The 14,304-nt window shown below is 47.0% G+C and carries 14 protein-coding genes; 7 read left to right on the top strand and 7 right to left on the bottom strand.

Annotated elements, in window-relative coordinates; genetic code table 11:
- Positions 1-92: 92 nt before the first annotated feature.
- Together JGK07_RS06385 and JGK07_RS06380 are read left to right on the top strand one after the other, a co-directional pair.
- Positions 93-2,579 (top strand): hypothetical protein, encoded by a 2,487-nt coding sequence (locus JGK07_RS06385; RefSeq protein WP_293179444.1) that lies wholly within the window; start codon positions 93-95, stop codon positions 2,577-2,579.
- Between the two features lie 3 nt (positions 2,580-2,582).
- Complete coding sequence (locus tag JGK07_RS06380; RefSeq protein WP_293179441.1) at positions 2,583-4,211, top strand: bifunctional DNA primase/polymerase; 1,629 nt, start codon at positions 2,583-2,585, stop codon at positions 4,209-4,211.
- Between the two features lie 58 nt (positions 4,212-4,269).
- On the opposite strand, the gene JGK07_RS06375 is transcribed toward JGK07_RS06380, so the two are convergent.
- The 7 genes from JGK07_RS06375 to JGK07_RS06345 all read right to left on the bottom strand — a co-directional run bounded on the left by JGK07_RS06375 (position 4,270) and on the right by JGK07_RS06345 (position 10,298).
- Positions 4,270-6,648, bottom strand: a complete 2,379-nt coding sequence (locus JGK07_RS06375; protein WP_293179438.1) for a hypothetical protein — start codon at positions 6,646-6,648, stop codon at positions 4,270-4,272.
- Positions 6,649-7,272: a hypothetical protein gene (locus JGK07_RS06370; RefSeq protein ID WP_293274665.1), complete on the bottom strand. Its 624-nt coding sequence runs from the start codon at positions 7,270-7,272 to the stop codon at positions 6,649-6,651.
- On the bottom strand, positions 7,266-7,880 hold the full coding sequence (locus JGK07_RS06365) for a hypothetical protein (RefSeq protein WP_293179429.1): 615 nt from the start codon (positions 7,878-7,880) through the stop codon (positions 7,266-7,268). Before JGK07_RS06365 ends, JGK07_RS06370 begins: the two co-directional genes overlap by 7 nt.
- A gap of 448 nt (positions 7,881-8,328) precedes the next feature.
- On the bottom strand, positions 8,329-8,892 hold the full coding sequence (locus JGK07_RS06360) for a hypothetical protein (protein WP_293179426.1): 564 nt from the start codon (positions 8,890-8,892) through the stop codon (positions 8,329-8,331).
- A complete protein-coding gene (locus JGK07_RS06355) occupies positions 8,893-9,579 on the bottom strand; it encodes a hypothetical protein (protein WP_293179423.1) in 687 nt (228 codons plus the stop codon).
- Between the two features lie 25 nt (positions 9,580-9,604).
- The gene (locus JGK07_RS06350; RefSeq protein WP_293179420.1) at positions 9,605-9,955 is read right to left on the bottom strand and encodes a hypothetical protein; all 351 of its coding nucleotides are present in this window, start codon (positions 9,953-9,955) and stop codon (positions 9,605-9,607) included.
- A 1-nt stretch (position 9,956) separates the two neighbouring features.
- A complete protein-coding gene (locus tag JGK07_RS06345) occupies positions 9,957-10,298 on the bottom strand; it encodes a hypothetical protein (RefSeq protein ID WP_293179417.1) in 342 nt (113 codons plus the stop codon).
- Between the two features lie 1,284 nt (positions 10,299-11,582).
- On the opposite strand from JGK07_RS06345, the gene JGK07_RS06340 reads away from it, so the two are divergent.
- The 5 genes from JGK07_RS06340 (at position 11,583) to JGK07_RS06320 (ending at position 14,263) form a co-directional block, all read left to right on the top strand.
- Positions 11,583-11,918: a hypothetical protein gene (locus JGK07_RS06340; RefSeq protein ID WP_293179414.1), complete on the top strand. Its 336-nt coding sequence runs from the start codon at positions 11,583-11,585 to the stop codon at positions 11,916-11,918.
- A gap of 2 nt (positions 11,919-11,920) precedes the next feature.
- Entirely contained in the window at positions 11,921-12,841 is a 921-nt protein-coding gene (locus JGK07_RS06335) for a hypothetical protein (RefSeq protein WP_293179411.1), read from the top strand.
- Between the two features lie 322 nt (positions 12,842-13,163).
- Positions 13,164-13,421, top strand: a complete 258-nt coding sequence (locus JGK07_RS06330) for a hypothetical protein (protein ID WP_293179407.1) — start codon at positions 13,164-13,166, stop codon at positions 13,419-13,421.
- Positions 13,418-13,831 carry a hypothetical protein gene (locus JGK07_RS06325; RefSeq protein WP_293179404.1) on the top strand — a complete coding sequence of 138 codons (414 nt, stop codon included), beginning with the start codon at positions 13,418-13,420 and terminating at the stop codon, positions 13,829-13,831. Before JGK07_RS06330 ends, JGK07_RS06325 begins: the two co-directional genes overlap by 4 nt.
- A complete protein-coding gene (locus JGK07_RS06320) occupies positions 13,832-14,263 on the top strand; it encodes a hypothetical protein (RefSeq protein WP_293223612.1) in 432 nt (143 codons plus the stop codon).
- The last annotated feature ends 41 nt before the right edge of the window (positions 14,264-14,304 follow it).

The following is a 14,304-nucleotide window of genomic DNA, read 5'->3' as shown; positions in this document are numbered from 1 at the left end:
TTCATGGGGCTGGATATCAAGTCGCTGGGCATTAAAGAGGCATCCTTTAATCGTCCAGACAGATGAATTATCGATAAAATGGAGGCTTTAACATGACAATTACAACTGTCGATCGACCAGCACGCATCACCGAAATGGGGAGAGCAGAGGCAGATTCAATCACGCAGGATATCAAGGGTAACTTTGACAGCCTGGGTTCAATGCTCATAGAAGCAAGAGATCGAAAAGCCTACAAAGCCCTCGGGTACAGAACCTTTGAAAGCTACTGCAAAACTGAATTTGGCAAGTCAAGTTCCAGTGCTTACAGATTGATTGAGGACGCGAAAGTAGTAGCACGATTAGAGGCTGAAATTGCCAAACAATACGACGAACCGATCACCTTAAATATCCCCAGCGCTTGCCTTCGCCCCCTAAAAGAAATTCCAGATATCGGCAATAAACTTAAAGCGATCGAATATGCAAAAAATTTAGCGGCAGCGGAAGGTAAAAAGGCTACTAAAAAACATTTAGAAATAGCAGTATTTGAGATATCCGGTAAGCGCAGTCAGGATTACAAAGCCGCAATTCAAAGCTTAGGCTTTACGAAGGGCGTGCCAGTCGAGATAGTCGAGACAAAAGACGTAAAAAGCGACAGAGGATTAGTCAAAAAAGTAGACAAATTAGGCAAGATTCACGTCGCACTTTACAGCGGAGGAGTCTACCCAAAACCACTTGGCGCCAGTGACCTGAGAATACTAACGAAAGCGGAAAAGCCTACCACTCCACTGAACGAAATCACTGCCAGCAAGGGCGATAGAGTGTTGATTTTTGCCAAGGGGCTAGAAGGCAAAAAAGGAATTATTCACAAATGGAAAGATGAATGCCAAGCACTTGTCACAGTGGACGGGGAAGATGAGCTATTTACTATCGCCTATGCAGAGATGGAGTTGATTCGACGCGAACAAGAAGAGGCTAACTGGGAATCGGAATTGGTGTGGGAAGCCGGGAAAAACAGATATTATTATTTCCCGCAAGAAGACACAATATACAGCGATACATGGCCACAGGGCTTAGCTCTAAAACCTCACTCCCACGAACAAAGCCCAACTGAATTCATGAGGGAATGGGAAGATAAATTCGCGGGCGATTTACTCGAAAGCCTTACAAATCCGGCACGATTGAAGACACTAGCACTCGCGCAGGCGATCGAGCTCCCAGAGGATGAAGGTAAGGAATTCGCTGCTGATTTGATAGCCAGTCTGAATCAATTATTTCCCCAAGCGTCCAAGCCCAAGGCCATGGGAATAAGCTTTGCCTTGACAATAAACGAGTTGACTTCCGGCAAAAAAACGCAAACTCGGCGTGCGTGGCAAGATGATTACGCCAAAAACTTCATTAGATATTTCGACAAAAATATTGCCATCCCAGCACTAAATAAGGGCCGCCACCGTGGGGGGTACGAACTGGGATTTATTAAGCTTACTCAGCGCCCATACCAACAGTATCTGTCAGAAATGTCACCCATCGACCTGCAAGAAGAAGGTGGCATGGTTGCGACAGCACAAGAATTTATTGACACATATTTCGAGGGGCAGGACAAGTTAGTCTGGGTGCTGCACTTCGAGTTTCTGTCCACACCTGCCGGCGGTAACACATCTTTATTAACAGAGGAAAACCAGCGGCTGCGGGAACAATTGGCAGAGGCAGAATTAACAATTCAGACAATGAGAAATGTGGAAGCTGCATTTCTCGCGGACACCGCAGCGCACACCAAATTCTTAGTAGAAAATGCAGCTTCCACAGATTCAGTCGCGGACACCGCAGCGCACACCGAATTCTTAGTAGAAAATGCAGCTTCCACAGATTCAGTCTCGGACACCGCAACGCACACCGAATTCTTAGTAGAAAATACGACCGACAACTTAGCGCCAGGGGACACAGCAGACGCCGATTGGAAATCAATATTAACCTCAAACAACTTCACCCCCAATTATCACTACACTGACAACTGCACAGAAGAGTATCGAGGCTGGAAAATCTACCTCGATCCAAATGGAGGATTTAGTTATGTGGATTTAAATCATCCCGAAAAAGGTGCTTTCTGTTGCGACACACACTCCTTGAACATCGAGTCAGAAAACGAAGACGAAATCATCAAGTGGGCGAAGGAAGTTATCAATCAAGTCGAAACATTTTGTCCCGGTCAACTTTCACTAGATTTGAATCTAGAAGTCGAATCATTCCCACAGGCACTTTTGATTGCTATTTCGGCTGAGGAGGAGAAGATTTACAACATTATCGACAGAAAGGAATACCAACATCACAGCGCAAAGCTCACGAAAAGAGAGATAGCCGCTATTACGAAGAACAATTTACAAAGGTTGAGAAACTCGCTTCAAGAATTGATAGATTTTCGAGATTTGAGAATAGGACAACTTGTAACAAAGCGATTTCACCCAGAGTCAAAAGGAACAATTACAGGATTCGAGTTATCGGCAGGCGGGATGCCCTTAGTTTGGGTGAATTGGTTCCGGGATGAAGGGGAAGAGAAACGATCAACCGAACATTATCCACTAAAAAGCCTCATAGTGGAATCATAGTCAATGCTCCAAGTTTTACCAACACTACTATCACTCCCCGAACATTGGCCACTCGTACCAGTTCAAGGCAAACGCCCCTATCAAAAAGGGTGGACTTCCAGTCAACTTAACCGCCTAGAAATCCTCACCGAACTGCAAGCTGGCAAAGCTACAGGTGTCGGATTAAAACTAGGGCATGGACTCCTGGCAATCGATATCGACGGCGAATCAGCAGATAAATTACTAAAAAAACTAGCCGGAGAAAACAGCCTCGCAGATTTCTCTCGGACGACGGCATGGACAAGTGGCCGCCCTGGTAGAAAACAGTGCTTATTTTTAGTACCCGAAGCTGACTGGGACCGCATCAAGTATCGAAAAATACTAACCGGAGTGTCGGGCGATGATGGTAAAGAGGAATGTTTGGAATTTCGCTGGGGTGGTGGACATCAAAGCGTTCTGCCACCAAGCATTCACCCATCAACAGGTAAACCCTATGAATGGATCAACAGCCCGCTGCAATCGCCCCCGGTGCAAGCCCCGGAATGGTTGATCGAACTTTGTGAAAACTGGCATAGCGAGTATGTCAGCGACAAGGAGCTAGATTTGGTGCGCTTCCCGGCACGATTATTCCCGCATTTTGGCCGCAAACTAAGCGTCTGGCTGCTCGCGCGTCGCTTCGATATTTCGCGTTGGAGCCACGGCGGAAAATCCAAAGGATCGGGAATCGGGAAATTTTCGCTGGCAGCGGCGAGTAAAATTTTGGATCGCAGCCAGGGACATATCAGGAAGTTACTGTGCGTCGCGAAAAGATCGGGATTGATTCGTGACTATTCGCAGTCGGGGAACTGGGTCACAGTTTATTATGCAAGCTTGGAAAAAGCGATCGCTCTCACCGGGATAGAGAAACTCGGCCCGATCGCCGCCATAAATATTGATGATTTGGCTAACATCCACATACTCGCTACAGAAGTGGAAGCCCAGAATTTGCAACGAGCATCTCTCCACCGTCAGTGGCAGGAAGAGATCGAGCAAATAAAAGCTCAGGGTTTAGATCCTGGGCAAATTCCGAGTCAAATCCTGAAACCGATCGACCTGCACACCTGCGATTATCCGGCGCGGGTACTGGGAAAGGGCGATCGGTTCATTTATTGCAATTCGGATTTTCGATTCTATGGTGGGAGTCAGGAGGCGATCGCTAATTTTCGAGGAATTAGTCAATCGACTGTTAGTCGCCACCTTTCAAATAGTTACCGATTGGTAGCAGCACCGGTGCGAGGATATCGCCAGGAATTACCACCAATCGTGAAAAAGCAACTGGTAGAGAAGCTGCCACATCTCAAAAAGATGCCGTCGGCGTTGTGCATGGAAGATGGCTTATTTTCCATGCATGGCGACTGGTGGAAACCTCATTGCAATGTTTATCTATTGGATCATCGCCTGGTATCGGCCAGACGGCGGCGAGCCCAAATTCAAGGGCAAATAGATAAGGGTGACTTATTGTTTGAAAAAATTTCGCAGGACTTTTTAGAGGATAAGTTTCCTTTATGTATTTGTCTAAGAGCTAAGAAACAGCAAAGTTTATCCGGGGAAGAGCAAAGTCGGCTGCGCGAAAAAACTCAACAAAAAAACCGGAACAAGGAAAAGCAAAAATGATCATGGCTCAACAGTAAGCAAAAAACGTCCCATTTTTGGGACACTTTCCCTTGTCCAATTAGCACCCCTCGATCGGCGGAACGAAGCATTTTACTGTCTCAGCAACCCCATTCGTGCCGAGCTGTGCGATCGCAGCGCGAACACAGCGCACCGATCGAACTGCCGGATTTAGTTTGACCGCGCCGCCTTTTGTTATCCGCAGCTTACCTTCGGAAACAGACAAACCATCTATCAAATCTAGAATCCTTTCCGCCTCTTCCTCTGTCTCGGCACGCACACCAGATTTGATTTTGGAAGAGCCCCAAAGTAGTCGGCCGTAGACATTCCCCTTTGTGTAAATCAAGTTGTCGAAATCGCGGCACCATTCCAAATCCTCGCGGGGATTCGGGATTTGAGTGTGCCACAAACTGCCGGTTTGCTTGGGATAATTTTGCCCCCAAGTGAGCACCAATTGCCTCGGTACGTCAAACTCTGCGAATTCATCCCCGGGCTGGACTGGGTAGCAAGTCGGAGGCTCGCAGGCTTTGGCGTAAGACAATTTTTGCAGCTCGGTAAACGCTGAAATTTGGCTCGACAAGCCGGCAATCCCATCGCCGTTATAAAGCAAAACCTGTGTACCGCCATTGCAATCCACAAAATCAATTTCGCCAGCAATGTCAATATCGTCGCCGCAAACCTCCGCCAGTATTTTTTTATTTAGCGCCGTCAACTCTTCAACTTGGTCGCTCAATCCAAGCAAGCCAGCGCCGGAATAATCATAATTAAAAACAGTGCTACCACAGGCGTAAGTTCCGCCACCAAAAATATCAGGAAACGACGCCGAATATTCTATATCGCAAATTTTCTTGAGTGCCATCTTATTGACACCTAGAATCACATCTAACTGTTTGTGCAGCCCTACCAAACCCGGGCCAGAATAACTGTAAGGAATCGTCACGCCGTCGCATTCGATGGAACCCGAGTTTTTGAATTCTGGGAACCTGTCATCATCTTCTTTTTTCTTCTTCTTCAACTTGTCGGCAATATCTTTGCAGCATTTTTCTAATTCTTTCTTAGTCTCCTCCGCCGTTTTCTGAAGCTTCTTCAACTTAGTTTCAATGTCCGGATTAGGTAAGTCTGTCGCCACAGTCAAAGTCTGCGGAACTTCCACTTGCATCGCTAAGCCTTGGGGAACTTCTACTTGCATCGCCAAGCCTTGGGGAACTTCTACTTGCATCGCCAAGCCTTGAGGAACCTCCATTTGCATCGCCAAGCCTTGAGGAACCTCCATTTGCATCGCCAGCCCCTGCGGAACTTCCATTTGCATCGCCAGCCCCTGCGGAACCTCCACTTGCATTGCTAAGCCCTGCGGAATTTCTACCTGCATTTTTAGGTTTAACCCCTTAATAGTGTCTGTCAGATTTTCAAAAAGCGATTCTAGAATCAGAAGACCTAAAAGCAGGGGAGCTATTGTCTCAATCATAGCATCAGCATTCAACTGAGGAATTTTGATTACTCCTTCTAACGTGGTAGTAATCAAGCCGACAATAGGATTAAGCAGTTCGGTGATTCCAGACAAAATAGTTTTAGGTAGTTCCTTTACCTGTTCTGATATTGGATTAATCATTTGCTGGATTTGTTCCAACAATGGGCTAAAATCTGGATTTTTTAATTCTTGGATATCTAAATCTAATCCCTTCAGAAAGTCAACAATTGGAGTCAATAAATTAATCCCACCTTTCTCGACCTGATCGAGAGATGTAGGTGTAGACAGTCCTTGCCTAGAAGAGTCGATCGCACCTAAGTTTATCCGGCCTCCTGCTTTGCCACCGGGAATACTCAGCGCTCCTGCGGGTGTTGTATCGAGGCCCTTGATGGGAGACATTTTCGGCGATCGCGACCCAATCGTAGGCTCATCAAACTCAGGGGCGATCGGCGCGAAAGGATCTGCCCTTCCAATAGTTTGAGGCTGGGGTTGAGTTCGATTCGCTTGTCTGGGGTCGCTGATCGGCGATCGCGTTTGAGGCTGAGTTTGAGTTCGATTTGCTTGCCTGGGGTCGCCGATCGGTGCGCGCGTGGCAACTTTAGGTTTCTGATCTCCCTTCAAAGCTTGGTCTACTTGAACCGCCGCGACGCCTTTTAAGGCAGCGATGCCGAGCACCTGTCCAATTTTTCCACTACCAAGTCCAGCGGACACTTTGGCCGTCATGCCTGTTACAGCCGCACTTTTCAAGCCAAGCGGTACAGCACCGGTGACAACAGATACTTTGGCAGCGGCCGCCCCCGTGGCGACAACTTTCGCTACAGGGACGATCGGTGCCGCCGTCAGCGGGAGCACCCCAAGGCCGACTTTCGCTCCCACACCGGCGGCAGTCGCCACCTTAGTTGCAGTAGCCGCCTTAGCAGCACCGACACCGAGCTTAATTGCTAGCGGAATGAAAGCGAGTGGTGCTGGCATTTATACTCCATTAATTCCATTCCAAAGGTTTTTCTCAACCCGTTTAACTTCGTCAATTACGGGCTGCAAATCGAGATCCATATCAATATCTTGAAGCATTTTATTAATATGTTGCAATTGCTCGACAGCTCGGCTATCAATGTGCCCTTTAATAGCGTCAAGCAGTCTTTGCTTTTCTGCCATGTGTTCGGCAATTATCGAAGCAATAGTGTTACAGTCGCATCCGCACATTTTTCTAGGAGGGGGGGGAGGGGGTGAAGCAGTACCGCGGAGAATAAGAGAAGGAGGGGGGGTAGGAGCGGAAGGGGAAAAACAGCGAATTCTAGTATCAGGGTCGATCGTGAAATAATCGTCGGTAGAGCTTGCCCAATCTTGGTAGGCCCGCTGACATTCACCCAAGCTCGTGTAGCTATCGCCCTCATGGACTCGTTCTATGTAGCCAAACTCCCATCCCCATTCTATTTTGCCAGTGGGGAAATCAAACACAGTTCCATCAGGACGAAACCTAACTTCGTCGACGGGACGACCGCAGTAACACATAGGCTCTACCCTGCCTTGGACGCCGTCATAAGGATCGTTATAATGCCAGTTTACACAAAATCCGTTAGGGCAGGGATTTACCATAAAGCCATAACCGAATCAACGTCGGAGCCGTCGAAATATTTAGGTGGCAAAGTCGAAGGGGGAACGGAAGAGATCTGGGGAAAACACAGCAATCTAGTATTTGTATCTACAATGAAATAATCTTCAGGCATTCCAGTGCTGTTCCAGTAGAAAGATCCGTACCACGAATTTAAGGTGTCGTGTCTGACTCCATCATTCCAAGTGTCAGATACCCAGCCAGAAGAGTTCCAGCAAATACGCTGAGTAGACCATTGCCCCTCCCAGAGATTGTACAAAGTAACGCAAAAATCTCCACAAGATCTAAACTCCATTGCCCTATCAATTTGAGTTGCAGTTAGGCTTCCTAGTGGCAGGGAAGGAAAAGAAGTCAGACTAGAAGGAGAAGGAGAAGGAGAAGGAGAGGGATTAAGCAAAGGGGTGAGATCGGCAATATTTCCGCCCCATCCCTGACGAATCATTCCCTCGAAATCCTTACTAATATTATTGATTCTATTTATCAGGTCAAGGCCGACTTGACTAGACCGCTGCACACTCCCTTCGTTAGGGTCTATCAATACCTGAGTAATGCCCAGTTCCCTACCTGACTGGATATTGTTGAGTCTACTCATTAAATCAAGATCGACCTGTGTAGACCGCCGAATACTATCCCCCCCAGTTGGGGGCGCATAAACCCCAAGATTTCTATTTCCCTGCCTCCTCATACTCTCTCCGCTGAACTTACCCTCAACTGCGCCGTACCAGCCGAGCAAATAGCAGAAATTGCATTTGCAGCCTGACCAGAATCAACAATCAGTAAATTCTTAAAAAGTAAAGGATGCGAAGAATCAAGCAATGTCGCACCAGTTCCATATCTGATCCAAACCTCAGCCGAAGGGACTGTCAAAGACAAGCAATAAATCTTAATTATCCTTCTGTTAGGATTTGCAGTCAAAAGAGTTGTTGAGGATGTCGAAACAGTAACTGTCGTAGGAAAATCATCCGTCAAGCGTTCTATTGGACGCTCGCCAACAGAAACAGACGGGACACCAACACCTCGGTTAAGATTATTACAACAATTCATACAACATAGTTATAAACAATATTGTTGTGGTCTTGCAAAAAACTCGACTTCTCTACGACGTATCCGGTAATCGATACCCAGTCATTCTGCTGTCCGCCGGTATTATTTTGGAGCAATCCATGCCCTCGATCGACTACCATTGCATGGATTCTCCAACCGAACCTAATACCGTAGAATTCTAAATCAGTGAAAAATTCGTTAATCCCAGTAAGAAAAATTGGCTTCACATTGTAGAGGTCAATCATTCCCACTTCAAAGTTTTGACCGCTTGGATTTTGTAAGGAAACAAGCAGCCCTTTTTTGGGATTTGCACGAAACATCTGATTCTTTTGCTCTTTCTGTGCCAGCGTATCGGTAGCAAGGATCATCGGCGCAAAAGTTGGAGGTACTGAATCGAGATAGCAGGCTACTCGAATCACCGCCATATGCCCTTGGTAATTGATGTTTGTTCCGAGTACAGATGCGTTGCTTGGGGTATATAAAATCGCTTCCTGATTGCTAGTTGCCGGAGTGATTCTGGCTGCAATTTGAGAAAGGCGATCGGGCATATCGATCGCCATTTAATTCCTCCTAGCTCCGCTAGTAAATACCGGCCCAGTCCCGCCAGTAAGTGCCCGTTCAGGAGCCTTGGAAACAAGTGCCGAAGTCATCCCACCGCCACTGCCACTATTAAACTTTGCCTGAGGCGTCCCGCCACCAAAAGATGCGGAAACTTGTCCTGCAAGTTGCTGGCCACTTTTCAGGGCTTGTCCTGCAAGTTGTTGACCGGACTGAATTGCCTGGCTTCCAATTTTCGTCGCACCTCCAGCTAACTGAGCGGCGCCGCCACCTAGCAAGTTACTGACAGCTTTCCCGGGGTCTTTGCCAAATTGAGAACCTAGATTCTGAACAGCTTGTCCATACTGATCTACTCCTTTTTCAAGCTGTCCCACGAGCTTTTCTTCTAGAGGGCGAACTGCGGACTCAATAGCCGATCGAGTAAATTCCTGTAATCGAGCAACCTGCAATTTTTTAGCCTCAGCAAGAGAAGAACCTGGAGTCCACATCTCATGAGTTCCCGGAGCTTGTTCATCGGGGACATAATTCGGAGGATATGGTTTTCCTGTTTTTGGATCTGTAATAATCGGAGGTCCTGCGGTAACTGTGCCGATAACCTGATATGACTGCAATTGAGGTCCACCAATTGCCGTGTAGCCACCGCTAGCAGAGTCAAATTGACCGTAAACTGGTTGAGAGCCTGCTGCCATAATTTTCACCTGTCATTCACTTAAACTAAATAGAGTTCGGATTCGGCATTGCCACGCCTCGCGGCACTAAAATCCGAACTTGAAAAACGTACTGCTCGAAAGGCTTCGCGACGCCATCTGAGACAACTTCCACCAGCGAAACCTCTGGTCCAAATATTGACAGTTGAGAATCCTGGCTAGTATCTTGCTCTTCCCATGAGCGCAACAAGATGGCTGTAACCAAACTCTCGCCGGTGTTAATCAAGAGAGGTGCTAGGGCGGTAAAAGCTGGCGGAGTCCGCAAGCTTCGCAAGTCAGCCTTGGTGAAGGTTACAGTCGTCGCTGTTTGAGTCGCCGTAGCGCCGAAGAATGAAGTAAGAGGTTTATCGATCGCCATACTAAATTAAATTGGGATTAGGGAATGTGGAAACAGTATCATCCTGGAATACCTCAATCTCACTAACATACCTTCGCTGCCATTTGTTGAATCGAAATTCTAGGGTTTGTTCAAATGGCTTAATAACAAATTGAGAATCCGTACTTTGGTCTTGATTTCGCAGCCACCGCAGAATCAACGTGAGAGCTAATTGTTCACTGCGGTTGCTTACAGTAGGAGTAAAATCATAGCTAGGGGTCAGCCCGACTGGTGCAACTAAATCATTTTTTAGGATAATGACTTGGGTGGCGGTTTGGGTTGCGCCGGCGCCGAAAAAGTTTGTGAATAAAGGTTCAGAAGGCATGATTATTCATACCAAATAATAACTCTTACTGGTATCTTCAGGATCGACGCAGAATCAGTCGTTGTGCGAACAAGAAGAAAAGTATTCGATACTGACAGGAAGTAACTATGCCCTGGCAAACCAATGCCTCCAGGAAAAACACGGAGAGGCCCCGTAGTAGCGACTGCACTTACAGCCCTGATTCTCGAATAATCGAAGCCAGCGCCAAAAATCGGACTGAGATCGACACCCGTCTGACCCGACGCCGTAGCAGGAATAGTTGTATTTACAACTTTAAATTGAAGACCTGCTACACCACTATTTAAGTTAGTAATTGTCCCCATTAAACAGTGGCCTCGCTCATCATCACACTTGCCGTCCCAGACGCCGTAACCAAGCTCACAGCCCCCGTATAGCGAAAAGCACTTGGCTCACTATCATAGTGATACCCGGCAGGCACTGGCTGTCCATAAAGGAGAGGGGTTACTGTCGAACCCTCGCGCATAAAAATGGTGGCGGGACCTGCATTATAAAAAGAGAAACCCGCTCTGTTAGCATTAGCAGCAAGCGCAACCGATGCTGTTGTAGTAACACTGACAGCAACGGGGGTTTTTGCATTTCGAGATAGGGGGGGCTGCTGCTGAGACTGTGTGGGGTTTAAATTGTAAATTGCTCCCATTATTCCTCCGGTGGTTTATCAACGATAAAAAGCTTTTTTTTGAAACTTACGGCGCACAACTCTTTTTTCTTGAGCAATCGCAAAACCTGAGGCTTGCTCAAAAAATACTTGGCGCAATAATTCCGAAGCGAAATACAAGAGGGCGGATTTGCTTGCGCCCCGGCACCCGCATAAAAAGTGCTGGGATAAGTTCGAGCGCGCCTTTTGTTTTCTTTTTGCATCTATACACGATAAAAAAAATACCTGCCGATCAACCGACAGGTAACATAAATTGATATTTATAAAAATATTTATGTATTTAAATATTTATTTAAAGCGTCTGCCACGACTTCCCACATCTTCTTTTTTTCGTTCAGAGCTCGCTGTTTGAGCTTGAGCAGAAGGTCGCTCGTTATCTTTACCGTCATCAAGGTTGACTGCATAAGGGCTGCCTACAATAAATAAATATTTAAATAATTATGGCATGTTGTCCTATTACATATCAACGTCTGAAGCTAGCATCGCGAACTGGTCGTCGAGTGTTTTTACCTTTAAACCCGACGAGTCGTTTTTGCTTCAGAAAACGGACATAAACGGCGCTTTTCGCTAGGCTTAAAGAGTCAACAGATCGCTTCGACTTTCGATTTATGCAAATTGCACCGAACGAGATTTTCGCTGGATATACATTCGACACGGCCGCTGGCGAAATCCGTATTCCTCTCACATCTCTCCCCGGCCTCTCAGAGGCTGAGGCAAATGCCACTACAGGTAACGGGATGGAGGTGATTCGGCAAATTGTCGATCGCACTCACTCAGTATTAACGGCTCTAGCACCAACAGCGCGGCCTACCAAAGCGACGGTTACAAAGCCTAATCCGTCGATCGCTTCCGGGCTTAATGTAGCCCCTGGCACGTTAAGGCAGTCGTACAATCTGGCCTTCGATCTGATGCCAGTTGCACTTGAATTAGCAAGTGAGGTCTAACGATGGCAAGGCCTGAAGGCATTACCTTCCGGGGAAACAATTATCTTCCTGACTGGGGTACGGCGACTCAAACTTTTAATTACAAATACACGTTCAAGATACCGGACGGCACCACTGATGCAATGATTAATGCGATCATTGCCGCCGTCGGCGGAACCGTGATCAATACCAGGGGGGTGCCCTGCGAAGACGAAGAGGGATACTCGTGGAGCCCGAGAAAACTTAAGTTTTGGTTTGAAGCGGGGAAAACAGTGAGTATCCCTGTTCCCAGCAAAACTAACTTAGTAGCAGCGTCGGCTACTATTGCAGGCCAATTAAATCAAATTGCTCGGGTTATTTGCGTATCACTTGAAGGTGAGACTTGGCGGAATATCATCGATTTACTAGATCCCACATCAAGCGTGTTGCCTCCTGTGCCACTACCCATAACGGACACCGACGCAGGCGAGAAGGAAACGTCGTATGTGGGTAGCATGAACTACGAAACAGACGGCTCGTTTGAAATGGCTTCAAAAGCCTTCAAGATGGCTACCAACTTGGCAGGAAATATCCCTTATGCCCAGTACGCAACAGCAATCAACAACTGCTTAACTGCAAGTGGTGGTCCAATCAACACGTCAAGTGCCAGATGCCCTGGATTCAGACAAGTGACCTTCGAGCACAGGCGATTCAGGGTAGTGATGCTACAGAACCGCAGAGTTGTCGAGAAAGCTGATGGGGCTACCCCAGGTGCGGCTTCAGAGATCAAGGCCGCAAAATCTGAAATGCTCGTTCCCATGAGCAGTCGCGATCCTGAATTGATTAGGGCTTGTGGATTAGCGCTGCGAGCCGTGCCGCACACAATGTGCCTGGGATACAGAGGGGAGTGGGACAAGCGATTTTCCTCTAAAAATCCCGCTGCTCTCCCTGCTGCTACTCCGTAATGCTGTACCGGGCAAATTACGTCACGGACACGGGCAAAACTTATTTTTTCGCATCGTTATCGGTACTCGCGAAAGAGGCTTTTTTGCCCGAAATATTCAAAAGCAACTCTTCACAAAGCGCAGGATTTTGCGCTTTGCCACGAACAGTTCGACCAAGGGAAGCGCTACTCTGGGATGCTTCGGGGGAGGGACACAAAATCCAATATCCATTTCAACCCGGAACCCCGGAATGGCTTGATTTCTGGAATGAGATAAACCAAAATCCAGAAATTGTCACCAATAAAAATATTGGAGAACGCATTCAATTAAACTTGAGGGACTTATGAGATTTATCATACTCAAAACCGAATGCAATTCGGATGGTATCATTTCCTTTTTTGGGGCGAATCAATCCGTCCGGCGCGCGTCGGGCAATTCTATTAACTGGATAGATTTGCGTGAAGCTAAAACTAACACTATTGAGCCGGATTTGTGCGATTTGCTGTCGTTTGACGATGCCGAATCCGCCGTCGATTTCTTGGATGATACTGAGATGTCCGGCGTGGAAAACGTCTGTATCGTAGGTGTTGAGACTGAGTGAGTAGCGCCAGCAAGATTAAGACGCGCAGAACGGTCAGGGGTAGAGATTTAAAGATTAGATACACTCAGGACAACTTAGAGGACGCTTTAATTAACCAAAGGCAATACTACGATGAGAATGGCGACGAATTAACTCCCGTAACACCGTCACTCTTAGCCCGTCAAGTGGCAACCAACAACCCAACGATTGACCGTCTTAGCAATGCGGAACCGCGTCATATCTCCGCGTGTTTCGGCTCACCTGACAACAAGACTGGCGAGAGTAACTTTAAGATTGTCGTCCCTTACGCGCCAGGGGACAACAATCAAATCGAACAAATAAAAGAGGTGTACGATTATACTTCTACTAGCACATTCTTATCACCAAAATCCCCTTTGAGCTTGACCTATCACGGCGAAAACTATGGCTAAATGCCTGCACTTACTGTTATTATAGACACGCAAATCATCACCGCTACTCCGGTTTACACGGACTGGTTTCCGCCGAACACATTGTTCTTGGTGTTCCAGTCCGATGACACGGGTGAATATGTGAAAACAGGGGAATTCGTCGAGGTAGCGGTAGCTTTATTTTCTCGAATACAAGAAGCACCATTGATTGAAAGACTGTGTGCTTTTCAGGGCTCTATAAACACAATCGACTTCATTCGGATTCCAAGTTTTCGATATCGGAACGACCTGTTTTCGATGCGCCTATTGATAAACCCTTCGACAGGATTCCACTGTCGAATCATCGCTGTAAGTGACGATAGCAGCCCAGGTTTTGATGATATTATTGGGCAGTTAGAAGACATCACCGAACAACTTGAAAACCTAGTGGACAATCCACAACAAATACCTTAAAATAAACGAAGCTAGTCAACGTCAAAGATACGTTTGATAGC

It is taken from the genome of Microcoleus sp. PH2017_24_DOB_U_A (assembly GCF_020738205.1).
Classification (GTDB): Bacteria; Cyanobacteriota; Cyanobacteriia; order Cyanobacteriales; family Microcoleaceae; genus Microcoleus.
The sequence above is the reverse complement of the archived record's forward strand: the minus strand, read 5'-3'. Positions and strand labels throughout refer to the sequence as shown.

Bases quoted from the DNA above. Each gene is read 5' to 3' on its own strand.
- JGK07_RS06355 (WP_293179423.1), bottom strand. From the start codon at position 9,579: ATGGCAGCAGGCTCTCAACCAGTTTACGGTCAATTTGACTCTGCTAGC.
- JGK07_RS06375 (WP_293179438.1), bottom strand. From the start codon at position 6,648: ATGCCAGCACCACTCGCTTTCATTCCGCTAGCAATTAAGCTCGGTGTC.
- JGK07_RS06370 (WP_293274665.1), bottom strand. From the start codon at position 7,272: ATGGTAAATCCCTGCCCTAACGGATTTTGTGTAAACTGGCATTATAAC.
- JGK07_RS06345 (WP_293179417.1), bottom strand. From the start codon at position 10,298: ATGCCTTCTGAACCTTTATTCACAAACTTTTTCGGCGCCGGCGCAACC.
- JGK07_RS06380 (WP_293179441.1), top strand. From the start codon at position 2,583: ATGCTCCAAGTTTTACCAACACTACTATCACTCCCCGAACATTGGCCA.
- JGK07_RS06365 (WP_293179429.1), bottom strand. From the start codon at position 7,880: ATGAGTAGACTCAACAATATCCAGTCAGGTAGGGAACTGGGCATTACT.
- JGK07_RS06340 (WP_293179414.1), top strand. From the start codon at position 11,583: ATGCAAATTGCACCGAACGAGATTTTCGCTGGATATACATTCGACACG.
- JGK07_RS06335 (WP_293179411.1), top strand. From the start codon at position 11,921: ATGGCAAGGCCTGAAGGCATTACCTTCCGGGGAAACAATTATCTTCCT.
- JGK07_RS06350 (WP_293179420.1), bottom strand. From the start codon at position 9,955: ATGGCGATCGATAAACCTCTTACTTCATTCTTCGGCGCTACGGCGACT.
- JGK07_RS06330 (WP_293179407.1), top strand. From the start codon at position 13,164: ATGAGATTTATCATACTCAAAACCGAATGCAATTCGGATGGTATCATT.
- JGK07_RS06385 (WP_293179444.1), top strand. From the start codon at position 93: ATGACAATTACAACTGTCGATCGACCAGCACGCATCACCGAAATGGGG.
- JGK07_RS06320 (WP_293223612.1), top strand. From the start codon at position 13,832: ATGCCTGCACTTACTGTTATTATAGACACGCAAATCATCACCGCTACT.
- JGK07_RS06360 (WP_293179426.1), bottom strand. From the start codon at position 8,892: ATGGCGATCGATATGCCCGATCGCCTTTCTCAAATTGCAGCCAGAATC.